This is a genomic window from Bdellovibrionales bacterium (assembly GCA_016714165.1).
In the GTDB taxonomy this organism is placed as follows: Bacteria; Bdellovibrionota; Bdellovibrionia; order Bdellovibrionales; family UBA1609; genus JADJVA01.
Genome location: JADJNU010000002.1, coordinates 160371 through 183585 on the forward strand (window position 1 = coordinate 160371; position 23215 = coordinate 183585).

General features: G+C 45.7%; 23 protein-coding genes and 1 pseudogene. 9 read left to right on the forward strand and 15 right to left on the reverse strand.

All coding sequences use genetic code 11. The features are described from left to right. Positions 1-3 precede the first annotated feature (3 nt). Complete coding sequence (locus IPJ71_11900) at positions 4-1206, reverse strand: threonine ammonia-lyase (protein MBK7844382.1); 1203 nt, start codon at positions 1204-1206, stop codon at positions 4-6. A gap of 87 nt (positions 1207-1293) precedes the next feature. Here IPJ71_11900 and IPJ71_11905 point away from each other — a divergent pair, with 87 nt between their 5' ends. Both IPJ71_11905 and IPJ71_11910 read left to right on the forward strand, forming a co-directional pair. Continuing rightward, on the forward strand, positions 1294-2031 hold the full coding sequence (locus IPJ71_11905; protein ID MBK7844383.1) for a hypothetical protein: 738 nt from the start codon (positions 1294-1296) through the stop codon (positions 2029-2031). A 17-nt stretch (positions 2032-2048) separates the two neighbouring features. Beyond that, on the forward strand, positions 2049-2576 hold the full coding sequence (locus tag IPJ71_11910; GenBank protein ID MBK7844384.1) for a hypothetical protein: 528 nt from the start codon (positions 2049-2051) through the stop codon (positions 2574-2576). A 17-nt stretch (positions 2577-2593) separates the two neighbouring features. On the opposite strand, the gene IPJ71_11915 is transcribed toward IPJ71_11910, so the two are convergent. Beyond that, entirely contained in the window at positions 2594-2821 is a 228-nt protein-coding gene (locus tag IPJ71_11915; GenBank protein MBK7844385.1) for a hypothetical protein, read from the reverse strand. A gap of 408 nt (positions 2822-3229) precedes the next feature. On the opposite strand from IPJ71_11915, the gene IPJ71_11920 reads away from it, so the two are divergent. Beyond that, positions 3230-4087 (forward strand): hypothetical protein, encoded by an 858-nt coding sequence (locus IPJ71_11920; protein MBK7844386.1) that lies wholly within the window; start codon positions 3230-3232, stop codon positions 4085-4087. Here the strand turns inward: IPJ71_11920 and IPJ71_11925 are convergent. The 6 genes and pseudogenes from IPJ71_11925 to tmk all read right to left on the reverse strand — a co-directional run bounded on the left by IPJ71_11925 (position 4056) and on the right by tmk (position 9703). Further along, positions 4056-4853 carry a triose-phosphate isomerase gene (locus IPJ71_11925; protein MBK7844387.1) on the reverse strand — a complete coding sequence of 266 codons (798 nt, stop codon included), beginning with the start codon at positions 4851-4853 and terminating at the stop codon, positions 4056-4058. The genes IPJ71_11920 and IPJ71_11925 overlap by 32 nt on opposite strands. 57 nt (positions 4854-4910) lie before the next feature. Then, on the reverse strand, positions 4911-6113 hold the full coding sequence (locus IPJ71_11930) for a phosphoglycerate kinase (GenBank protein MBK7844388.1): 1203 nt from the start codon (positions 6111-6113) through the stop codon (positions 4911-4913). Positions 6114-6154: 41 nt separating this feature from the next. Then, entirely contained in the window at positions 6155-7159 is a 1005-nt protein-coding gene (gene gap, locus IPJ71_11935) for a type I glyceraldehyde-3-phosphate dehydrogenase (GenBank protein ID MBK7844389.1), read from the reverse strand. A 161-nt stretch (positions 7160-7320) separates the two neighbouring features. Further along, on the reverse strand, positions 7321-8136 hold the full coding sequence (locus tag IPJ71_11940; protein MBK7844390.1) for a TatD family hydrolase: 816 nt from the start codon (positions 8134-8136) through the stop codon (positions 7321-7323). Continuing rightward, complete coding sequence (locus IPJ71_11945; protein MBK7844391.1) at positions 8114-9082, reverse strand: DNA polymerase III subunit; 969 nt, start codon at positions 9080-9082, stop codon at positions 8114-8116. The genes IPJ71_11940 and IPJ71_11945 overlap by 23 nt, the downstream gene beginning before the upstream one ends. Continuing rightward, a pseudogene (gene tmk, locus IPJ71_11950) lies at positions 9058-9703 on the reverse strand (dTMP kinase). Before tmk ends, IPJ71_11945 begins: the two are co-directional and overlap by 25 nt. 154 nt (positions 9704-9857) lie before the next feature. Between tmk and IPJ71_11955 the strand changes: the two are divergent. The 3 genes from IPJ71_11955 (at position 9858) to IPJ71_11965 (ending at position 12395) form a co-directional block, all read left to right on the forward strand. Further along, positions 9858-10817 carry a response regulator gene (locus tag IPJ71_11955; GenBank protein MBK7844392.1) on the forward strand — a complete coding sequence of 320 codons (960 nt, stop codon included), beginning with the start codon at positions 9858-9860 and terminating at the stop codon, positions 10815-10817. 104 nt (positions 10818-10921) lie between these two features. Then, positions 10922-11350, forward strand: coding sequence for a preprotein translocase subunit SecG (secG, locus tag IPJ71_11960; GenBank protein ID MBK7844393.1), 429 nt, complete (start codon positions 10922-10924; stop codon positions 11348-11350). A gap of 73 nt (positions 11351-11423) precedes the next feature. Next, positions 11424-12395: an energy transducer TonB gene (locus tag IPJ71_11965; protein ID MBK7844394.1), complete on the forward strand. Its 972-nt coding sequence runs from the start codon at positions 11424-11426 to the stop codon at positions 12393-12395. Positions 12396-12417: 22 nt separating this feature from the next. Here the strand turns inward: IPJ71_11965 and IPJ71_11970 are convergent, their stop codons facing one another. Next, positions 12418-13500, reverse strand: coding sequence for a hypothetical protein (locus IPJ71_11970; protein ID MBK7844395.1), 1083 nt, complete (start codon positions 13498-13500; stop codon positions 12418-12420). A 66-nt stretch (positions 13501-13566) separates the two neighbouring features. Here IPJ71_11970 and IPJ71_11975 point away from each other — a divergent pair, with 66 nt between their 5' ends. Further along, positions 13567-14382 carry a hypothetical protein gene (locus tag IPJ71_11975; protein ID MBK7844396.1) on the forward strand — a complete coding sequence of 272 codons (816 nt, stop codon included), beginning with the start codon at positions 13567-13569 and terminating at the stop codon, positions 14380-14382. Then, a complete protein-coding gene (locus tag IPJ71_11980; protein ID MBK7844397.1) occupies positions 14370-15551 on the forward strand; it encodes a radical SAM protein in 1182 nt (393 codons plus the stop codon). Before IPJ71_11975 ends, IPJ71_11980 begins: the two co-directional genes overlap by 13 nt. A gap of 28 nt (positions 15552-15579) precedes the next feature. On the opposite strand, the gene IPJ71_11985 is transcribed toward IPJ71_11980, so the two are convergent. From IPJ71_11985 to IPJ71_11995, 3 genes are all read right to left on the reverse strand, one after another. Continuing rightward, a complete protein-coding gene (locus IPJ71_11985) occupies positions 15580-16653 on the reverse strand; it encodes a hypothetical protein (GenBank protein MBK7844398.1) in 1074 nt (357 codons plus the stop codon). A 75-nt stretch (positions 16654-16728) separates the two neighbouring features. Beyond that, positions 16729-18288 carry a hypothetical protein gene (locus IPJ71_11990; protein MBK7844399.1) on the reverse strand — a complete coding sequence of 520 codons (1560 nt, stop codon included), beginning with the start codon at positions 18286-18288 and terminating at the stop codon, positions 16729-16731. Positions 18289-18293: 5 nt separating this feature from the next. Next, the gene (locus IPJ71_11995; GenBank protein ID MBK7844400.1) at positions 18294-19553 is read right to left on the reverse strand and encodes a hypothetical protein; all 1260 of its coding nucleotides are present in this window, start codon (positions 19551-19553) and stop codon (positions 18294-18296) included. Positions 19554-20432: 879 nt separating this feature from the next. On the opposite strand from IPJ71_11995, the gene IPJ71_12000 reads away from it, so the two are divergent. Then, complete coding sequence (locus IPJ71_12000; GenBank protein ID MBK7844401.1) at positions 20433-20915, forward strand: hypothetical protein; 483 nt, start codon at positions 20433-20435, stop codon at positions 20913-20915. 81 nt (positions 20916-20996) lie between these two features. On the opposite strand, the gene IPJ71_12005 is transcribed toward IPJ71_12000, so the two are convergent. The 3 genes from IPJ71_12005 to IPJ71_12015 all read right to left on the reverse strand — a co-directional run bounded on the left by IPJ71_12005 (position 20997) and on the right by IPJ71_12015 (position 22864). Continuing rightward, positions 20997-21479 (reverse strand): GNAT family N-acetyltransferase, encoded by a 483-nt coding sequence (locus IPJ71_12005; protein MBK7844402.1) that lies wholly within the window; start codon positions 21477-21479, stop codon positions 20997-20999. Then, a complete protein-coding gene (locus tag IPJ71_12010; protein ID MBK7844403.1) occupies positions 21445-21969 on the reverse strand; it encodes a M15 family metallopeptidase in 525 nt (174 codons plus the stop codon). Before IPJ71_12010 ends, IPJ71_12005 begins: the two co-directional genes overlap by 35 nt. 160 nt (positions 21970-22129) lie before the next feature. Then, positions 22130-22864, reverse strand: a complete 735-nt coding sequence (locus IPJ71_12015) for a ThiF family adenylyltransferase (GenBank protein ID MBK7844404.1) — start codon at positions 22862-22864, stop codon at positions 22130-22132. Between the last annotated feature and the right edge of the window lie 351 nt (positions 22865-23215).

Here is a 23215-nt window from a genome sequence, read left to right on the forward strand (position 1 = left end):
GTTCTAAAGAACTCTCGCCCCCTGAGCCAGGAGAATCCTCTTGATCTCTTCGACATGTTCGGGGCTTCGGGTTTCAAGCAAAAATTCAATACTTGTTTCACTAACATCAAGCCCCATTCCAAGGCGATCATGGTAGACCTCTAAGACGTTGGCCCTTTGATCGGCCAATACACCTGTGATCTTGTGTAAATTCCCAGGAACGTCGTTCACGACAACCTGAAGTCGGGCCAACCTTCCGCGACGACTCATGCCCCGTTCAATGATATTCGCCAAGGCATTTAGATCGACATTTCCTCCAGACAGTATAAAGACGGATTTTTTTCCCAAATCCAAGGTCTTTTTTAATGCCGCAGCCAAGGGCATAGCCCCGGCTCCCTCAACCAGGGTCTTGGATCGCTCTAATAAAAATACCATCGCCTCAGAAATCTCATCGTCTTTGATTCGAATCACTTCGTCGACAAGGCGGGAAATATAATCCTGGTACATCAATTTGCTAGGGGCTTTGACTGCGGTTCCGTCAGCGATTGTCGGTCGGTTGGAAGCTTTCTTCTCTGATTCGCCCTTAAACAAATGATACATTCCAGGCGTATTGTCACTCACCACACCGTAGATTTTGCACTGTGGACGCCGGGCCTTCACCGCCGTTGCAATTCCAGAAATCAGACCACCTCCACCAATAGGCACGACGATTGAATCGACATCAGGAAGATCCTCAAGAATTTCCAATCCGATTGTGCCCTGCCCTGCAATGACTTTGGGATCCTCGTAAGGATGCACAAACACATAGCCCATTTGCTGTTCAAGTTCTCTGGCCCGAGCATAGGCCTCGTCGAAAAATTCGCCATGCAAAATAACCTCAGCCCTGTAGCTTTGGGTCGCCATGACCTTCACCAAAGGGGAATTCACTGGCATCACGACATGCGCCTTCACTCCTGTGTAACTGGCGGAGAGCGCCACACCTTGAGCATGGTTTCCCGCACTGCAGGCAACGATTCCCCTCGCCTTTTCAGACTCCGTAAGACTTGATACTTTATTAAAGGCTCCCCGGATTTTAAACGAACCAGTCATTTGCTGGTTTTCATATTTCAAATAAATATCCGTTCCCAACCACCTCGAACAGCTTCGAGAATGAAGGAGCTGGGTTTTGCTCATTTTAGACCTGATCATTTGAGCTGCTTGTTCAATATCTTTAAAATTGATTGGCATACTTCAATTGATAGCTAATTCTGGGCGTTCGTCAAGATCAACCACTCGACCTCTCGGAACAGATGACTTTATCCGATAGAAACATTGATGAACCTCTTCTTTCATACCTTGAGCATATTTCTTGTTTTCCTTCTTCATGCTGATACGCAGTCAGAGTCCGCCTATACCAAGGACCCGTGTAAACTCCATCGCGGAGGCTGCTCAGATCAAGCAAAGGAAATCAAGGCCATCTCAGAAAACGCCGCCGAAAAAAATCAACCCGAAGAGATTCTTGATCCTCAGATTATGCCTTCGCTCAAAGAGTGGACTAGATTGGACACCGTCGAGAAAGGTAACGAGCTCCTAAAAGGGTACCAAGAACTAACTGAAGCCCACGGACTACCATACAGTCCTCAAATTCTTACATGTAAAGCATATAAAGAATCCACGTTTAATCCAACTGCTAAAAACCCAGGCTCTTCTGCCTTTGGTCTTTCCCAAGCAACGAAGAGTTCCTGCAAGGATCTCTTTGCCCGTGGAGACTGGTTTATTCCTAAAGTCTCTGGCTTTGAAAAGATTAAAAGCGGAGCCGCCTATTACGCGAAAATGAGCGGTTCTATCATTGCACAAATGGAAGTGGGCCTTGCCATTCTCCATCAGAAATCCCTAGACGGAAGCCTTAAAAGTCTTAGCTCTACTTTAATGGCCTACAGAGGAAGCGCGTCAGCAAAGATTAATAGGTCCTACGCACAAAGCATTGTGGAATGTGGTAAATGTATAAAAAAAGCCTCTGCTGTCACTGAGGAATGCCTCGAAATTGCCAGGCGCCCCGAAACTTCAAAATAGGAGAAGGAAGAATCAACATGCTTAAGACTGTGCAGCTCTCCAAGATCAATCCTTCGAGCTCTCGTGAAATTGCGAGCGTTTTGGTGGTCTTTATGAGTCACCTCTTTCTCTTCGCCTATTCACTCCCTTCTTTGGCCCAGCCGGCTTGGACCATGAAATCTCAGCTGGAAACGATTCCGTCTTCGAGTGTCAAACGATACAGTCTTACATTTAGCCAGGGAGAGAAATCACTGCCCTCCTACGCGCCAGAATCTCCCCCATTTGGCTTGGTTTCCGAAAAGGAAATCCTCATTGGTGACAGACTTTATTTCTTAACGGGATGGGCCCATGGGGCTCATACGGTTTTATTCCGAGTTTTTGATCCATCAAGTCAAAGCTCGCTTCCGATTTGTGAAAAGATCTCAGAAGCGGAAGAGGCAGATCTCAGATTAGAAAAAAACAATTTGGAAATCCGGATCATCAACTCTGACGCCAAGCTTTCTGAAGAATGGGTCAATTGTGAAAAGCAGAAGAAAAATAAGCAAAAACCAAGTCCAAAGAAATAATAGATTGTGAGCGCCGACTAAACCCCTTCCCAGTAGACCGTCAAACCCTGTATGGGCAAACACTCTCCGGCCATCTGCCTTGGTCTCAGGCCCGAGTCCTGAGCGGTCACGACAAGTCGATCATCGAAATAGAAGAACTGACAGAGATGCTTCCCGCAATGAGAGCAACACTCCACCCTTCTCTCTTGCATTTGATTGAGGTTTCCGCAGACATGACAGCGACGAAAATGAGTTGGCTTTTGCATTAACTTTGGCTCCTTTGAGGAACATCTCGTTCAGTTAATACTGAGCCCACGGTTTTCTTCTAGAGACCTTCCATCGGCAAGAGCCCAATCCCACCGATTTCCTCTCTGATGAGAGGCCGAGGTTCCCCAGAGGTAAACTCCTCAGTGTCACTTTTGCTTTCACACAGGTGACACCAAAATGCTAGCAAAAGATCCCTATCTACCGCAAGACAAAATATTTTAAATATTTGATTTCATTAATGAAACATGTAGAACAACTTGACGCATCATCAAACATTCCCAAGAATGTCAGAGACTTTGCCGGCCTTGTCATATTGTCCTACAAAGTGAAGGATTCGGACACGGATGCGCTTGATCCATTATAGACCAGAAGGCATCATTGTACGGATGTTTCACAATTCTTCGTTCATGCGAGTTTTAGTTTTTTTTCTCATATTGCTTCCAGCTCAACAGAGCTTGGCGATGATCTCTTGCCCACCAGATTTGGTCTTAAAAGAAAATGCCTTGGACAAAAATGAGCGGGAAAAGTGGTGCCAATCCAACAAGGGAGAGCGACTGGGCTCTTACATTCGCTACTTCGCCGATGGTAAGACTGCCATCGAGGGATCCTATTTGCTTAACAAGAAAGACGGCCGTTGGCGCTCCTATTTTTCTAATGGACAATTAAAGGAAGAAAGTCATTGGCGGAGCGGGCGACTCAATGGCAGTTACCAAACATTTTTTGAAAATCGCCAAATTGAAGACGAGGGCCGTTATCAGCGAAATTGGAAAACGGCCCTCTGGAAACACTATCGCTCAGATGGAAGCTTGAGCTCCTCCATTGATTATGGCGCAAGTCACTTTCAAATTTACGGACACTATTATGGCGTAGCTGGAAACTCTGACATCAGCCATTTTACCGCACTTGATATGACCGCACGCTGGCCGGCCATACTCATCGACCGAATGCTGATTGAGACAGGACTCGTCATCGGTTGGGTCGGAGGAAAAAATGACGAATACGTGGTGACGATCGCGCCAGAACTCCGATTTTTGTGGTGTCTAGGGCCTTGGTTGCGATTGGGCCCCCTGGTTGGATATGAAAAGTGGCCTCGCCTGACTTCAAAGGCGAGTTTTGGGGGCCGACTTTCTTTTATCTTGGAAGGCACCCAAGCAACGGAACTGCATCATCCTCGTCGCTCATTTACGGAGCTTGTTTTTACTGCGAAAGCGCTTTCGTCTGAATACCAGGTTCTTATGGCAGGACTTGATCTCTGGGGATTTTAATTTTTGCCTGAATCGAGCGCGCATTGAGATAAATTTCAACAAAGCTTTCGAGCACAAGACTTGCTCCGCCAACCAAAAACCCGTCGACATCAGGCTGGGCACCAATTGTTTGCGAATTATCCGGCTTGACGCTCCCACCATAAAGAATAGGGATCGTTCGAGCGTGTCTCTCACCCACCATTGCAATGAGCGCTTTCCTCAAAACAGAATGAGCTTCGCCCGCTTGCTCAGGAGTTGCGACCTTTCCCGTTCCAATCGCCCAGACAGGTTCATAAGCGAGCCAGATCGGTTTTTCCCAGTCTACGTCATGAAGTCCTTGTTCCAATTGTTCAACAATAACTCGATTTGTCTCATTCGCCTCACGCTGAGAAAGAGACTCGCCGACACACAGGAGTGGAATCAAGCCTTGTCTTTGCACGGCGGACACCTTCTTGGCACATTGCTCATTGGTTTCGCCAAAAAGACTGCGCCTCTCGCTGTGTCCCACCAAACAATGAGAGGCTCCAATTTCTTTCAAAACAAGTGGTGAATTCTCGCCAGTAAAAGCTCCTTGCGACTCAAAATAGCAATTCTGGGCACCCCATCCCACCGCCGTGTCAGCCAGAATCTCTTTTGCCACCAATAGATTTATTGCTGGTAAAAAAATAAGAAAGTCTGGATGAAAATCAACATCAACATACCTTCGAAAGTCGCGAAGAAAGGCTTCAGCCTCAGGTGGAGATTTATACATCTTCCAATTGCCCGCACAGATTATTCTCTTGGCCATTGTTGTGCCCCCTTTTTATGGATATATGGGTAAGGATATGGATAGGGAACGAAAAAATTAGGCCCTCACGGCTTCGATCCCAGGAAGCTTATCTCCCTGGAGATACTCGAGGCTCGCTCCTCCCCCTGTCGAAATATGACTCATTTTATCGGCTAATCCAGAAGCCTTTGCCGCTGCAGCTGAATCTCCGCCTCCCACAATCGTCACTGCATCAGAATTGTCAGCCATAGCTTGGGCCACAGCAAAAGTTCCCTTTGCCAGTGAGGGTTTTTCAAAAACTCCCATCGGTCCATTCCAAAAAATCGTTTTTGCTCTCTTTAATTCTTCTCGGTAAATAGCCTGGGTTTTGGGTCCAATATCGACTCCCATCCAAGCATCGGGAATGACCACTGTTGGAGTGATCTTGGCCTCGTCCACTTTATCAAAGGCCGGAACAATCACATGATCAACAGGTAACAACAATCTCTTGTTGCGCGCTTTCACCCTTTCGAGCAATTCAGCTGCAAATTTCAATTTGTCTTTCTCAACCAGAGAAGTCCCAACCGCAACTCCTTGCGCTGCAAGAAAAGTGTAGGCCATCGCCCCACCCACAACAAAAGTATCCACCCGATCAATCAGATTTTCAATGACACCGATTTTATCACTGACTTTTGCTCCTCCAAGAACAGTAACAAATGGAGCTTCATGATTAAAAAGAACCTTGTCGAGATACTCGATCTCCTTTTTCATCAGAAATCCAATGCCTCTTTCCTTAACCTCCTTGGCTAGCGCAACGATACTCGTATGAGCTCGATGACTGGATCCAAAGGCATCATTGATATAAACATCGGTATAACTTGCTATCGCGAGCGCGAGATCCCTGCCATTTTTTTCTTCGTCTGGGTCAAAACGCAGATTTTCAAGAAGAAGAACTTGGCCGTCCTTCCATCCCTTTAAAATGGCTTTTGGAGCATCGCTTCGGGTGTCGTCAATGAGGACCACATCCAGGCCGAGCAGATCACTCAAGTGAGCGCCAACCGGCTCCATCGAGTATTTTTTGTCTGTCGCACTCTTTGGGCGCCCAAGATGAGATGCCAGGATCAACCGAGCTCCCTTGTCGAGAGCATACCGAATCGTTGGAAGCGCCGCTTGAATACGGTTATCATCCGTTATTTTTCCATTTTCCATGGGCACGTTAAAATCAACTCTCAAAAAAACGGCTTTTCCTTTGAGTTCTAATTCTTCGATTGACCGAATACCCTTTAAGGTCTTGGACGACATTCTACTCTCCTCATAAAAAATATTATCTCAGGCCGCCGCGATCAAAGTCCCCGCTCGGACATATACAGCGCCATATCCACCATCCGATGAGAAAATCCCATTTCATTGTCGTACCATGAAAATACCTTCGCAAAATTTTTGCCCATCACCATGGTGCTAGGGAGATCCACGATCGAACTCGCCGAGTCTCCAATGAAATCACAACTCACCAACTCATCCTCTTCGCAACGAAGAATTCCCTTGAGTGGTCCGTTTGCCGAAGTCTTTAAAGCCGAGTTAATGAGGTCCACACTTAGCTCTTTTCTTGTTTCAATGACGAAATCCACCAAACTTGCGTCGGGAGTCGGCACCCGAATAGCGAGTCCATCAATTTTACCCTTAAGTTCGGGGAGAACCTCGCCAACCGCTTTGGCTGCACCCGTCGTCGTAGGAATCATCGAAACCGCCGCAGAACGAGCTCGTCTTAAATCTTTATGAAAGGCATCCAGCACCATTTGATCGTTTGTATAGGAGTGAATAGTCGTCATAAAGCCACGTTCAATCCCAAAATTGTCATTCAAGGCCTTAGCCAGCGGTGCCAAGCAATTCGTTGTACAGGAGGCATTGCTCAATACTTTGTGCTTTTTTGGATCGTAAGACTCATGGTTAATTCCGTAGACAATTGTCAGGTCAACCCCGTCAGCTGGAGCTAAAACCATGACCCGCTTTACTCCGGCATCGATATGCTTAAGGAAATCTTCCTTTTTCTTGAACGCACCGGTGCATTCTAGGACCAAATCCACTCCCCACTCTTTCCAAGGAATTTTTGCTGGGTCTTTCTCCGCACAAAGTGGAATTTTCTTTCCTCTCACTTTGATGTCGTTTTCGCCTGCTTCCACAGAATGACCGTAGCGGCCATGAGTGCTGTCATACTTAAGCAAATGTGCCGCTTGTTTTGCGTCTCCTAGATTATTGATTCCCACTATATCAAACCGGTCGAAGCCAGCTCGAAAAAGAATCCGACCAATCCGTCCGAAACCGTTAATACCCACGCGCAATCGACTCACAGGAACTCCTTTGTTTAATACGACTCATGCCCTAGAGATTGTCGTCTTCTATTACAAGCCAACCAAAAATCCAAGTGCTTCACAAAAAACGCGGTGTGCAAGTGTGGCGATTCAGAAAATGTCAGGCGGACTCCAGCTGAGTTTAGGACTCCCAACCGCGTTTAGGATTCCCACCTGAGTTTAGGAAATAATCGCAAAGCATTGCGACAGGTCTGCTCAGACAGCTTTGCCATCGAAATCCCTTTGAGTTCAGCAACCACTCGAGCCGTGTGGACAACAAAGGCGGGTTCGTTTTTCTTTCCACGCTCGGGAACTGGCGCCAGGTAAGGACAATCTGTTTCCACGTGCAGACGTTCAAGAGGAACCACCTGACACACTTCGCGCAAGGCCCCTGCACTCTTAAAGGTGAGGACTCCACTAAAACTAATATCCAAACCGAGACGAAGGCTTTCTTCAGCCAACCATAGACTCCCCGTAAAACAATGAACAAGCCCGCGAATTTTCGCACCAAACTCTTTTAAGATATCGATTGTGTCCTCTTCGGCATCGCGGGTATGGATCTCCACCGGCATGTTTGTCTCAAGAGCAATCTGCAACTGGGACCGAAAAGCCTCGCGCTGAATCTCACGTGGAGAATGCTCATAATAGTAATCAAGACCTATTTCACCGACACCCAAAACCTTGTCCTGTTGGAGTTGAGATCGCATATTCTGTCCAACCTCGTCATTGAAAAGACTTGCCTCATGGGGATGAACTCCCAAGGTGCAGTAGACCTCGGGACCCAAAGTATTTGCCAAAGCCAGGACGACCTCATGGTCATCGGGCGTGGTCCCAATCGTAATGAGCCTTTCCACACCGACCGAGCGACCATGGGCCAGAGCTTCCTCCGGGCTTATTTCTAAAAAGTTGAGATGGCTATGAACATCGATCCAGCGTTCAGTGATTTCCAAAGTTTTACTCACTTTCTTTTGTCGCATTCATGGCCTCATTGGCGCGAACGAAAAAGGCATCCCAAGTCAAATGACGATCCCAATTTCTCTGAATGCCATCTTCGATTTCCAATAACTCAGCATGAAGCCAATGCAGAATCCTTGGATCCAGTTGTGACATTCTGTCAATCTCCGGCAGAGAATCTGAATGAATGAAAGGAACCAATCCCTCCCTTTTAAAGAGGGCATCTCGAATCAATTGACGAGCCCACTGACTGCTTCGAAGACCCTCATCTTGATCTTTTCCAATTTCCGTCATCTTACGGGCCATTTCGAAAGGAGCCTTTTCTGCCAATTGTGACCACAACCGAAGAGTGGCCTGGCGCTGTGTGATGACCTCTGGCTCACGTAGCTGGTTGAGAACATCGAGACGTCCCATACAGGACGCCTTCATCCAATCCTCAATACCAGAAATCTGTCCCAAGTCTGAGAGCGACAAGGGAGCCAGTCGCACAATCTGCGAACGTGACCGAATGGTGGACAATACACTGTAGGCACTCACAGCTGTCAAAACAAAATAGGTACCTTCTTGAGGCTCTTCCAGAGCCTTTAATAGAGCGTTTGCTGCCTGCACGTTGAGGCGGTGAGCCTCTTCAATAATAATAACTCGAGATCTACCCCAGGCCCGCAAGTTCAAGAAGCGAAGAATTTCATGGGATTGCTCAATCTTAATCTGTGTTCCGCTCGGAGAGATGTGAAGCAAGGCTTCTGATTCTCCCCTTTCTATTCGTCTGCACGAAGGACACTCTCCACAACCCCGCCGATCCACTTCGCAAACAAGCGCTTGGGCCAATGACCTTGCGAATAACTTTTTGCCAATACCGGCCGGCCCCACCAACAAGAGTGTCGGTGAAAGTCGACCCATTTCAACAGCGGAGAGCAAACGATCTTGAGCCGTCTTGTGGCCAACTAGTTGGTCGAAAAGTCGAGCCATCCCTTTTTCTCCAAGTTTAGAATCAATTGAGCCAATAAAATTTCGGACGCGCTACGCCCATCGAGGACCAACCATCTTTTGGGTTCCGCTTGAGATTGATCCAAATAATTGTCCCTCACTCTCTGGTGAAACAACGCGTTTCCATTTCAAACCGATCCTTCGTTTGACCATTTTCTTGTTCGCGTTTGGATATTCGTTCGAGAGAGTTTTCAACTGGAATATCAAGCAAGACAACCAAATCTGCACAGACCCCTTCACTCGCATAATCATTGAGCCACTTCACTGCGGCTTCGTTCATGCTCCGTCCCCGACTTGAAAGGCCAAAGTGCTTTCAGTAAAACGGTCACACAGGACCCACACCCCTTGAGCCAAATTGGGACGAATGACCCGATCCACATGTTGGGCCCGCGCAGCCTCATACAGCAGAAGCTCCGCCCGAGGAACCGGAGTATCCCCCTCAATTCTCAATAACTGAGACCGAATCTCCTCGCCCAGAGGCGTTCCTCCCGGCTCACGAGTCACCACCGAAGGCAGGCCCAAGGTCTGCAAATGTGTCTCTAGACCACGAATAAGAGTTGATTTCCCGGCTCCATCCAAGCCTTCAAAGACTACAAACGCCATATTTCCTTCTCTCCGCTTGAAATTCAAAAGTCACTTACAATAAAGACATTATCCCGCTCTTTGGTCTTGCCGCCATGCGATATCTTCGACTGATAGTGTATTTGGTCCATCATTCCATTACGCGCCAGTTCGCCGTGACCGATAAGGGATGTATATGGGTGCTTCGAAAAAGATCAAAATCCTGATTGCCGATGATGATCGGCAACTGAGCCGAAGACTTGGCGATTTCCTGACGGAATGCAATTTCGAGGTCCACAGGGTCGAAAAGGGATTTGAGGTCCTAAAGGAGATCGATACCTGGAAACCTCGCATGGTGTTAATTGATCTCATGCTTCCGGATGGAAACGCCTACGAAATTCTGGAAAAAATCAGGGGAGAATCCAAATCCGGTCGTCCTTCCCTTGTTCAAATCATCGTAATGTCGGGACACAACATCAGAAGCAATGTGGAAAAATCACTCCAAATGGGGGCCAGCGATTACATTATCAAGCCCTTTCTTTACGAAGATGTCCTGCATCGGCTGATATTTCATCTGCGCAAAACTCGAACAATCCAGGAACTAAATCCCAACAAAGACAAATCCGTCGAAGAAGGAACTCTCCTTCTGTATCTGACAGATCTGGTTTTACGAACAGCCAATGCGGCAGATCCTTTGCCGGAAAAGCTCTTTAATTTAACCCGAATGGCTGCGATGAAACTAGATGGAGTCCGCTGCTCTGTCATCAAAGTTCACAATCATAAGGACGGCGAGGTCATCGCTTCCCATGATTCCAGAGACGCAACTGGAATTAAGTTGGATCTCAACAAGTATCCGGAAATTATCCACGTCTGGCAGACAGGTTCACTCCTCGCGATCGAAAACATTGATATGAGCTCAGAACTCAAAGCCATCAGAGAAAGCCTCAAATCCGTCAACTTTAGTTCCCTTGTCGTCTGCCCCTTGTATCAATACCAGAAAATGTATGGTGCCCTTTCCCTCCGGTTGCCCTCCGAAAAAAAGAGGCTCTCCGACAACGAAATTCGATTTGTAGAAATTATTGGACACAGCCTCAGCCTTGTTCTAAGTGCCTATAATTCCAATAAAATGGAAGATCTGGAATCCGTTGCCGTGTGAGGCTCAAAAACAGAGAGGGCGTCGGAAGTAAAAAAATTCATAAAATTTAGATGACGATCAAAATGGCCTCCCTTATACTCCGGGGCTTTGGAGGCGCCTCATTTATGTTAGCATTCATCACCGTCATTCACTTATTTGTCGCTTTGGTACTCATCATCTTTGTTCTTCTTCAAGACTCCAAGGGTGGTGCCGCAGGGGTTTTTGGCGGTGGAAGCGGATCCAATAGCCTGTTTGGATCCACGGGTGGGGCCGACTTTCTGACCAAAATGACCCGTTATACGGCTATTATGTTTGCGATCACTTGTTTGGGTTTGGCCTATCTGACTTCCAAGCCCCAAAAAAGTTTGATGGATAAGTATGTTCCTCCGCCGGCTTCTCAAACAGCTCCTTCCAATCCAGAGCTTCCGGCAGCGGTCGCCACACCGCCACCCACCGATCCGTCCAAAAGCCAGGACACAGAAAAGCCGGCCACTGATACTTCGAAAGTTCAGCCAGCTCCAATCGATAAAGCTGATAAGGCCGATAAAAAGTAGTTTTTGGATTCCGCAGGACAGAACACAAAACTTTGATGATTGAAGACTTCTCGGACAGTGCTATGCTTCAGTCATGCTTCGCCATCCTGCCAGCTTTATTTTTGCGTGTTGTGTAATCATCGGACTCTCCGTTGTTTCGTTTACTCCTGATTTCAGCCAGTTTATGGCTCGATATTTTCATCCATCAATACAGAGCGAATTAGGCACCGAGGTAGCCAAATATACCTTGCCTGAAGGAGAACGAGTCTGGCGCCGATTTCATGGAAGACCTCGCAACACTCGCTTATTAAAATCAGGGTCGATTCACCACCAAGATCAGATCTTGGTTGATAAGAAATCATCTCTTTCTCTTAGCTTCCCAAATGGAACAGAACTTCGGCTATTAGAAAATACAAAGGCAATCATTGAGCTTTGGAATCCAAACGATACAAACTCTCCTATTTATCTGACCATTTTATTTGGCGACTTTGAACTCCTTCGCGACGGGGCAAAAGGAAAACTCTTTATCATCAAAGATCGCCAACTTTTCTCGCCTTCCTTTCGCCCAAAAAAGAAGGGTTTCGAAATGATCTTTAGAAGCTCTGAGATCGGAATCGCGCGACGAGAGCTAAATCCCACTCCTGAGGAGGCCACCAAGGTCGAAAATTCGAATGAGGCCGTTGAAAACGAAGAAGCGGCACCTCAGCCAGCTGCTCCCAATCCTACGTCCCCTCCTACAAAAGAAACTCTTCCGGTCTCGACAACGGCGAGCTCAATTCCGGATACTCTCACAAATTCCTATATCGAAGATACGATCATAGTTCAAAAGGGACAATTCCAGAAATGCCAGGCCAATGCGATTCGGGAAACAGGCCCTGTAAATGGCCAGGTCGTGATCAGTTTTACGATCGATCCACGTGGAAAAATTGATGAGGCAAAGGTATTACAGACAACAATCGAAAATCAGCAACTCCTCAACTGCTTGTTAAGTGTTTTTAGAAACACTTCCTTTCAATCATTCAAGGGCCAACCTATCACTCGATCCTTTCCTCTGACTTTTGAATGATCACAATTTTTCCCAAAACAAGTCAGCGATAGTCATGAAGATAGTCGATTCTCTCAGGAACCCAAGGTTCATAGCTGCCTTCCAATGCAATGACCGTATCTCCTACCCGCTCCGTTACTAATTTCGGAGCGATGGAGGGAGTCCACTTCTTGTGAATAAGACCATAGCTCTGGAGAACCGATAAGAGATCCGCTAGGGATTCTGCACCGATCCGTTGACGCCGAACCAAATCATCCAGATACCGTGCAAGTTCCTCGTGAGTATAACCGAAATTGGTCACGAGATCTTGAGCTACGGTCACGACCAGTTCCCCAGAAAGGCGTCGATCCTGAAACAAGTCTACAGCCGTCTGAAAACTGCTATAGGTTGGCAAGGTTCGCCTTCCAAATTTCAGATAGTAATCAGCATCTGTGTCTTCAGCCAGATTAATGTAAACCTTCTCGACGGGATCGCCCTGCGGAATCCGCTGCTGCATGTCGATAATTGAATCCATCTGCTCTCCCACGACGTACAAAGATTTGAGGGTCTCTCTCAGCTTGTCCCCTTCCATTCGACGAGAACAGATGTCAGAAAACAAAGCATAGACAACAGCATCGGACTCACTGTCATCTCCCCACATGATAAAATGCACATCCGACTTAAACCTAAGGCGGAGCAAAAGGAGAGCCTGAATCTTATAACCGACCTGTTGAGTGAGACGCCACCAACGGCGCGGATGAAGATTCTTCAGATTATCTTTAAAATAAATACCAAAAGGATGGATTCCATCGAAAACCATCTTTTCATAAATCTTACGTTCCAATTGAGGAGGCGAAGCCGTAATGAAGTAAATGGCAAATTCTCGCTTTAGTTTTTCAACGGCCTCTTCAGAATGTTTTTTCAGGGCACGACCAAGTGCTCCCGTCCCGGGAATATTCTTCTTCTGAAAAGCCTTCTCCATGGCTGTCTGCCAAATCCCACTCAAGGTCTCGAAGCGGGTATCCAGATAGGTCTTATCTAGATCCCAAACATAAACCTCTTCGGCACGTTTCTCTGCCTCGCGAGCCGCGTAGGGGAAAAATACCACATCTGCAGATATTTCAGCGCGAGTTCTCCAATCCGCCATAACCAATAGGTATACCATTGAGATTGTCCAGTCGACTACTTCCCAAATTCATGGTACCGGAGAAGGATGAAGTTTCGGTCTCTTTTGCAATGCGATAACAATTGGGCTTTTCAACCTCTCAAGGTTTGGAACTCTGCGCTACCAATTCTGTGTTGGAAGAGGGAACTCATTGTCGGATTTGAACACTTCACTTCTCCTGCTCATGAAGCTCTCGACATACAGAGCCGCTGTGCCACGCCCTTAGAGGCAGTGCGGGCCTGCCATCCTCATTTGAGTTTGCCCGAGATTGCTCGCCTCTGGAGCCAAGTGAAGCTCCTTTCTGAATGGGGGGAGTGCCTCGAACAATTGTGGCCCACCTATCAATTGCGCTGGAATCGTGAATTGGAAGTCACCCTCGAGAAATTGATTCTGACTCCCCGGTCCTTTCAGGACTGGTGCTCCCATAAGCAGGTTGGCGCCCAAGATCTTTCTCCTTTGCGTTCGGTGTCGAATCCAGAAACTTTTGCACCCGTGCTCCTGGCAATTGGGCACTCTGCTCTCTCAAAAAATCTGGGAATCCAAGTTTTAGAGTGGACCGTCGAGCTGTCCCTCATGGATGTGCCTGTGGAAGATCTCCTGCCAAAACCTGAAGTTGATTGGTTTTCTTCACTCAAAGAAATGAGATATCCAAAGGTGATGGCAAAGGATCACGAAAAGCACCGCCAAGTACGCGAGCTCCCTTGGCCCAGCCGAACTCAGGCACAGTGGATCCGCCAGGGAGATCGGGGATTCCTTGAGGTTAAGCTGCAAATCGAATCGCAACAAGACTTCCATCGAAAGTTTGAAGGTCTATCCACGATCGAGAAGAGACTGAGCGGACAGGAAGTTATATGGAAAACCTGAGGTTTCGCCAAAAAATCATCGATCATTTTGAGAAAATTTATATCCACAATGACTCTTGGGGTTCTGAGGTTGCTCAACGAGCGATTCAATTTTTTCCTGAAACGAAAATAGAAAGGGTCTTCTCAACTCCTCACAAGCAGCTCGTCGGAAATCACCTTTCGAGTGAAGAATTTAATCGCAGCAAAAAAATCATGTACATTCATGAATTCAAAGGGCGATTTTTCAAACGTTGCCCCGGAGCAAAACCAGGGCTCGCCTGTTGCAATTACTTCGTTCTCAATCTTGGTCTGCAATGTGACATGAATTGCACCTACTGTTATCTCCAAAGCTATATCAACACTCCAGTCTTGTCTGTTTACTCTAATATCGAACAGTCAATTGCCGAACTCGAAGATTTTGCCAAAGCACAAGCCCAAGCAAAAATTCGCATTGGAACTGGTGAAACGACCGACAGCCTCAGCCTTGACGACTTGACTCTCTACTCGCGTAAATTGATCAAATTCTTTCGAAGTGTTCCGAATTGGCGTTTGGAGTTAAAAACCAAGTCAAATAAAGTTGAGCAGTTTTTAGATATAGACCACGAGAAAAATATCATCATCAGTTGGTCCCTGAATCCGCAGCCCATCATTGACAGCGAAGAATTCGATACCGCCAGCTTGATTGAGCGACTTGAGGCAGCTCGCAAGTGCCGTGACAAGGATTATTTAATAGGCTTCCACCTAGATCCATTGATTTGGCACCCCGAATGGAAAGAGAATTACAGTGGGCTCGTTAAAACCATAGCCAGGTATTTTGAGCCCCAGGAAGTATTGAGCTTGTCGCTTGGAGCTCTGCGGTTTCAACCTGAGCAAAGACATATGATGCGCGAACGGTTTGGCGCAAAATCACATGTGACTCGAGCTGAAATGTTTCGCAGCGAAGATGGAAAATACAGATACGATCAAGACTTGCGGCGTGAAATGTTTGACTTTCTCTTAAGCCAATTTCGACAACTGGGATCGTGGAACGTGTTTCTCTGTATGGAAACCAGAGAGAGCTGGATGGGAGCCATGACTGGACTTCCAAAATCAGTCCCAGGCCTTGACGAGTATTTTGATCACCGACCTTTGATCGCCTTTCGTGATCACCAAAAGGGAGAAGCGTCGACTGTGGTTATCGCCAAATCTTGATGAGGCTCTTTCAAAGAAGATTGATTGTTCATCGAGACACTGGGGCCTTTTCCAGATCTCGTCTTAGATTGTTTAACCGAAGCTGGTCAATTTTATCCATTTTTGTATAGAGAGCAGAACCCTCTTGTGGCAGGCGTGCCAAAATCTGCGCTGGGAGTTCCTGCCTCTGTAAGAGTAAACTCATCATTTTTTCACCAACTAATGGATCTTCTTTGACCCACCTAAACAGACGATCGTAAACTGAATTTGGAGCGTTCGATCCCCATTTAACGAGTTCAAAGCCAACAGTGATGACCCATTCATTCGTCCATGTTTTGCCTTGACTGGTCTCCGCTACCGAGCTTGCGGGGGCATTGAGCTTTAGCCTAGAGAATAGCCAAAACCACATTTGTTTGCTAAAATTTACACCTCTGGATCGACCTTCATCTTGGATTAAATTCGAAAGTATTAGATAGAGTTTCTCTGATGAAAAAGGTTTCTTTTTCTCAATTTCACTTTGGAATAATTGCTCCAATGCAGGAACCGAATGTCGTTGACTTGAAATAATTCTCAATGCCCTACCCATCCGGCCAGTTTCGCCCGAGACTATATCTTTAATGAGATTTTTCTGCCAAGAAACCGGCAAGTCGGGGGCCGAACAAATGTATGCCATCAGCCAGCCCTTAGTTGCATACTCCCATAGGGAGGCGATTCGTTCATAAATCTGATCAGTCCATTCTTGTCCCTTACGAAGCCTCTCTGACAGGATGGGAGGTTCAAATTTTGGAATGTAAAATGCCTCGGTCATATTGTGATCACCTTCTGTGGACTCAAGCTGCAAGTTCGCCAAAAATTCGCCTATCAAATATGAAATTTCAGACCTAGATGGTCGATAGTCCTTAAGGATTTGATATAAGTCCGTTCTTACTGCGGATTTCATTGAGCGGACAATATCTTTAAATACTCCAGTTGGAAGATGCTTTTGAGTTTGCAATATTGCAACTACATATGGATTTAGAACCGTATAGCCAGAGGAATTTTTCATATCTCGTCTTTTATAAAGTCCAAGAATTGACTCTTCATCAAGCTGAGGAAAGTGAACTCTCTTAATCTTTTCTGCCAATTGATTAAATGAATAAGGACTCCTAGTGTCACCTATGAACGAGGGAGATCAGTCTCTGAGTCAGTCTGGAAATAGTCAAATCAAGATCAATTTTGAATTTGCCTTTAGGTCGCTATCCGCAATCTTTTCCATTTGGGTAAAAAGATCAATTTTTTCAGCCAAGTTAAGAATTGGAAGGTCAGCTAGATTTTGTCCGAAAATATTGAACTTGGATTCTAAAATCTTTAACATCTTCAGAAAATCGGCTGCAGAGGCACTCTTTGGTGTCTTCAAATACACTAAGCTATTCAATTCAGACTCAGAAAGATTCGAGGTACGCAACACAGCGGTCCTAACGCTGTTGTCGATGGGCAAATTATGCCCCTCTCGTTTGAAAACGGATGTGTCATATTCAAGTCCCAGCTGTCCAGAATGAATAAACAAACTTGTCAACAATTCACGACAAAACAGCGAACATATAGAACTCGTCGCCAGCTCGGAGACAAAGGCAATTTGAGCCTCTGGCGTATTCTTTCTGATCTTAAGATATATGACGTCCTGTAGCTTTTCAATACTTTCAGTCTGTGCAACGACTCTCATGAGTATTTGACGATCGTCCGCTTTCCCAAGGTTAAAATAAACGGTTTTCCAGTTTTGAACAACAATATGATCAATCAGTTGTCTATTGTGACTATTGTGACTTTTAAGAAGTCGGAGTCTATCTGGATGACGAGCAAACCAAGCTTGCCCTTCGGGAGATTTCCACAAGAGATCTGTCAGTTTCGATAAAACAGCAAGACTTGCTTGCGAGCCTCTTTGACGCGGATGACTAAGAAAAAAGGAATGGATCCGAGCGTGGTCAGTTGAATAGGGAATATTCAAAAAATTCGAAAACAGATCCAGATTGATCTCGACTAGTCGAAGCGAAGACAACGCATCTGCGAAAGTTTCATTGCCCTCCCGAGCCGCCTTAAACCACATTTCATTAATGCCATTGGCAAATTGATTCTTTCTTTTATCTGACGAGCTCTTCCATTGTCTAACCTCAGAATTCATTTGAGATTTTTCTGCATCAGAAAATCTGAATTCTTGAAAATCAGGAAAAATAGTGGCATCAGCCCTGCTCGTTACAAGTAAGATTTCAAAAAAGGCCTTCTTCCTTACAGAAAAACTCCTGGCTGGATTGATCGATATTTTCATTAAATCATTTAAAAACTCTTTCTGAGTAAAAAGTCCCACTTTTTCAAGCCCATCCACGATTTGGCCACTTGCAATATATTTCAGTACATCTTGTTCGTTAGACGATTCCCGAAATCTTATTAACTCTTCAACAAGCTTATTCCGATTAAGAGTTGCCTCGGCAAGTCCTGGTCCGTAACGTTTTCCCGGTCGAATTTCTGCATCCTCCAATGAATCTTTTAACTCGTAAAGCCTCAAAGACAAAGAGGGTCTTCGGTAAGCGCGGGAATATCCATTTGCAAATTCATACTGATTTTGGTGCGGCGTAAAATCTTTCAATTGCGACGTGCGAAGACTTGGCAACACATCATTGGCAAAAAAGTGCCGAATGGTGGCGCTATTTGAAAGTCCCGACTCGTCTCCGACATCCTCAGGTACTCCCAATAAATAACCTTGCTCACGCAATGACAATCTCACAGCTTCTAAAAGAGTGGGATCATTTGGTTTGGAACGTTCTGCAGCTTATCGACGAAAGCTACTTTATGGTCTTGGCCGGCTTGATCTTTTGCCACCCCAAGAACGATAGTTACGTGTCCAGAGGAGCGATTGTCACTGTCAGTCATCGTAAAATAATTAAAGTTAGGGTCTAGTGCCTTTGAGAAATAACTGCGGCTTGAGCAGTCCGATCCGCCAAGGCAAGAGCGAAATGGTGCTTCCTGAATAGAAAGCGACCTCACCCTAATTTTCTCACTTGGCAAAGTTTGAAACGAACCACTCAACACCTCCCTCTCAAGCTCTCCAATAAATTTGGTTTCATCCTCAGCTCTAATCGAAAGCGAGGGTGAATCAATTCTTAAATTTTGCAGCATTTCTTTAAAGTGACCAGCAAAGCCAAGCTCCATTGCCATTTCATTTCGTTCATCCAGAATTTTATTAAGGCCTTCAATTGTATCAAGAGCATTCTTGCTTTTTAGTAGCTCCTGCGTGGCCTGATTGTTAAAACCCGTCGTCGCGATAAGATCTACCATTGCTTGACGAAGCTGTTGGGTACTGCGCCCTCGTCTTTCCATGTGATCAGACATCCGCTTAAGCAAGCCGTACAGAGTTTTAACCTTGAGACGATAATCAACCTTTTCGTCTTTGAGAAAGACTCGATTTTCTTTTGAAATAATTCGATCAAGATACCTCAGGAATCTTGTCTTCTGCTGGTCCTGAAGCTGTCTCCTTTGATCTTTGGATAAATTCCCTGGCATTGGCGAATCTTCAAAACCCACAAGTTTCTTCCAAAAACCAAGGTTGGCTTCAACTTGAAATAGATTCGACCGTACTTGGCCCGCATTGCCGTTTTGTGACTTTAGATATTTTGCGAGTGACTCAGGCATCTCATAAGCCTTTCTAACAGTTTCGACTTCATATTCACGAAATGGTAGTTTTTGCAGCTCAGGATGATTCTTCAATAGGTCAGTTACTGTTTTCAAGGTGGCACCGTTAACGGAAGTATTTGGGTCACCGAAAAAGATTTTTCTGTAAATTTCAAACAAATCAGTCTGCTCGGGCCGTAGCAGCATACCCTCGGTCATCGCCTGCCCAAAAGTGCTTAAATCGCGGATCTCAATATTTTGTCTTACTGCCTGGGATTGAGGAGTAATTCGATCCGCCAGCAGAGCTGCGCAAGGGAGCTGTGCCTTAGCACTAATGCTTAAAGCACATAAAAAAGGAATAATTCCGTTTCTCACAATCACCTTTAAATGGTTGAATGGAACGCATTTCAGAATCCAGTGGAAACCATTTTGACAAACTTAGAAATTCCAAACTGAGCCCGACACCTTAACATGTCGCGATGACAATTTCACCTGTAAGGATTCTGACGCCGGAATGTAGAACTTATTTGCAGTCTTCCATAGGTAAATTGGTTTTCGAGACAAATCCTGTCTAAAGGTGACAAAAAATGTTCTTTTTTTGCATCCGTCTCACAGATTCCGCCTGTTGCGGGAGCCTTCAATTCCAGTATCTTTTACTGATGTTTTGCAATGATGATGGAAAATACAGATAAGATCAAGACTTGCAGCGTGAAATTTTTGACTTTCTCGTAGGCCAATAGCGAGTATTTTGATCACCGACCTTTGATCGCCTTTCGTGATCACCAAAAGGGAGATCCCTCGAAAGAAAAAGAGACTCTCGCTCTCTAGAGGGAATGACAAAGCATGTAGTGATCGGGAGCGACGAGCAGGTCCTAAAATACAAAATCCCGAATCTCAGTTAAACATTGAGGCTGGTAATTTACTTTGGATTGTCGGCGATGCAAATTTAACCAAGAATCTCAAACGAACGAAAGACGACCGGCCTCGCATTCACGTGCCACCAAAGATTTTCAGATTCTTATTTTTTAAGTGCTGGCGGAATTTATACTTATTTCACGATCACCCGACAAATTGGCACTGAAGCTGTGTGACGGTAATTTAGGCCGTCTTTGCCTTAGTCTGCCAAAATACTGGAATTTAACAGATTATCCAAGTCTTTCGCCAAGAACCACTGATATCTCACAAAGCGGGCTTTTGTTGGATCGTAGATTGCAAGCGATAACCGCAGACGATTTTATCTTAACCAGTTAGGAGCAAAAGATGAAAAAGCATTTAATTTTGGCGACAACCTGCATTTTGATGTCACCTCAGTCATTCGCTAGCGAGTTCCTCAGCGGTGATACGCTTGGCGCCGCACAGTCCAATCTGTCGTCGGTAGGCCGCAAGATCAAGGGAATTTTGAATCCCCAGGAAGTGGTCGATCAGATTGGCGACCTTGATAACAATCAAATTTCACGCGCTGTGTGCTCTCAACTTGGGTCTGCGGTGGGCTACGCATTTGCCGTCAATATGGAAGTACAATTGTTCACGCAATTTTCTAAAAAAACAGAAAGTGAATCCTCGAGAATCCTGGCTGAACAAATTAACGTTCTTATTGACCTTCTCACCACAGCGAATAATGGATTTTGTTTAGGTAAAAGTTTGAAACTGAATGATGTTCACACTGCTGCTTTGGCCGCGCAAAGGACAACCGATTACCTAATTGCCCTTATCGGAAGGATACTGGAAGAACGAAAAAAATAGGCTGACCCATGGATTCTAGCCAGTCCTGCCCTTATCTTCCGAATCGGATGGCTCTTGGGGATAGCGTCTTCTAGATCTTTGCTAACATCGATTAATGTAGTTCACGAAACCTCGCTTGAGATCACCGCGATAACCGTTTTGTTCAAAAAACTTGTGGGCCCCTGCGCGTTTAGCATTGCTCAACAGCATGATTTTCGTACACCTATTCTCTTTGCAAACGAACTTGATTTTATCCATAAGCCTTGTTCCGATGCCCTGACCACGAGCCGATGATGTCACAACGATATTCTCAACAACTGCAAAAGGCTGATCTCCATACATAATGTCTCGGCAGAGCACAACAAATGCGGTCCCAAGAACCTGGGAATCTATCTCCGCGACCAAAATTATATTTGATTTGTCGCTCTCAATAGACGCGAGTGCAGCCCCGGTCACATTAATTTTTTGATCACCTACCAATTCAATATATAGCTCTTGAATTATCGGAGCATCATCAGATCTGGCGCGACGGATGGTCCATGGCACGATATTAGGTTCCTGCGAAGAACCAATGCCATGGTTCATAGATAATTCCCGTGGAGTTTCCCTTTGGATAACTCAATCGAAATCCAAAGCGATTCGAGTTCTCTAATAACCAAGCAAATTGCTCGGTCCTTTCAAATGCCTCTTCTAAAACCGGGTGCCCCTTTGCATGAATATCAATAGCTCGCCCAGAATGATGTTCACTAAATCCTGGGATGGCAATGTGGGTTAAAATATCCTCGATTTTTCGTCCATTCTTCAGATGCAGATCAATGAGACTTTTTTGATGAAGGTAGGAGCGAAATCCGGAAAATGGCATAAGAACAATCTCATCTCGCCTCGCAGACTCCTTCATCTTGACCCAAGCCTCGGCGGCTGAAGAAACCAAGATAAACGGTCTGCCTTCAAAATCAATTTCGACCACCTGAAGGTCTGCAAGAGCCGGCTGTTCATGTAGGGCAAGGAGATTTGAATCAAAATGCGCTTGAGTAAGGCCAAGGGCACGATGAATTTCTGTAAGGAGTTCTGACATTGATGGATTATAATTCAACGTGAGACCAAAAGTCACTATAGGAGTGTCCTAACCGCGCATCATAAGACCGACCAGACTCGACGCAAAATAATCCCAGTTTCAAAGATCTCCTTAGAAGGGCCAGGATGGCCGCTACTATGAAATAGCGGCCATCCTTCATCTATGGTCTTGCGGTGAAGTGTTCATACCCGGTGATGCACCAGCTTTTGCTCAGTTCGTTCATTTGCGCAAGGGAGAGTATCCCACCAGCCAAATTATAAAATTTGACTGTCGCAAAATTTTGATTGTGCCGCTCCAAAAAGGCAACCGCGCGCTGAGATCGAAATCCGCTAGCGCAATACACCACCCAATGATCTCCATCTTTAATAAATGCTGGAAATTCATTTTTTTCTATTTTACTGAGGGGCCAATGCCAGGCCTCCGGAATCATGCCTTCACTGATTTCTGAAAACTCCCGAACATCTAAGAATTGTGCGCCCTCCAGTTCCTGTGCCTCGGCCCATGACAAACTCGCTGGTGAGGTTTTAGAACTCACACAGAGAAACTCCGCTTCTTCTTTTATTTCAATTTGGGAGGGATCCAGATGACAAAGACAGTTTTCTCTTTGAGGAACTTCAAGAGACCGAATGCTGTTATCAAAAAAATCAAGAATTGAAATCTTGCCATATTGAGGATTCAGTCTTCCGATTCCTGCCAAGTCCAATATGACCTTAAGACATTCCAGGGCCTGCCAAACTCCTACCACTCCAACGACCGCACCAAGCACTCCGGCCTCCTGGCAATTTTGCACAAAGGACATAGGACTTTTTGGGTACAAACAACGATAACAAGGACCTTTCTTTCCTGAAAACGTCCCAAATCGGCCTTCAAATTCTGAAACTGAACCGTGAACCAAAGGCTTCTGTAATTTGAGGAGACATCATTGATTAAGAATTTTGCAGAGAAATTGTCTGTGCCATCCACGAGCACATCATAATCTGGAGCAACGTCCAAGGCCCAGGACCAGTCGAATCTCTTGGAGAAGGTATCACTTCTCACATTCGAATTAACACTTCGGATCCGTTCGGTCGCGGCCAAACTCTTTTCTCGTCCAATATCTTTCTCAACATAAAGAATCTGGCGCTGAAGATTGCTCAGTTCCACCAAATCCCCATCGACCAATCCGATACGACCCACCCCAGCTGCGGCCAAATACAAAGCGAGTGGAGAACCGAGACCGCCGCAGCCGAGGATCAGCACCTTTGCC